Origin of the sequence: uncultured Metabacillus sp. (assembly GCF_947503125.1) — a bacterium.
GTDB lineage: Bacteria > Bacillota > Bacilli > Bacillales > Bacillaceae > Metabacillus.
Genome location: NZ_CANNCR010000223.1, coordinates 1 through 251 on the forward strand (window position 1 = coordinate 1; position 251 = coordinate 251).

Below are 251 nucleotides of genomic sequence, written 5' to 3' on the forward strand. Positions count from 1 at the left end.
TTGCGGAAGTAGTTCAGTGGTAGAACACCACCTTGCCAAGGTGGGGGTCGCGGGTTCGAATCCCGTCTTCCGCTCCAGTTTTAAAATGGCGGCATAGCCAAGTGGTAAGGCAGAGGTCTGCAAAACCTTTATCACCGGTTCAAATCCGGTTGCCGCCTCCATTTACAACACCCTTGCCGGGGTGGCGGAACTGGCAGACGCACAGGACTTAAAATCCTGCGGTAGGTGACTACCGTACCGGTTCGATTCCG

The 251-nt window shown here is 55.0% G+C and carries 2 tRNA genes; both read left to right on the forward strand.

Annotated features, from left to right (window positions below):
- The first annotated feature begins 2 nt into the window (after positions 1 to 2).
- A tRNA-Gly gene (locus tag Q1B07_RS26950) sits at positions 3 to 77 on the forward strand.
- 10 nt (positions 78 to 87) lie between these two features.
- Positions 88 to 161, forward strand: a tRNA-Cys gene (locus Q1B07_RS26955).
- Positions 162 to 251: the final 90 nt, after the last annotated feature.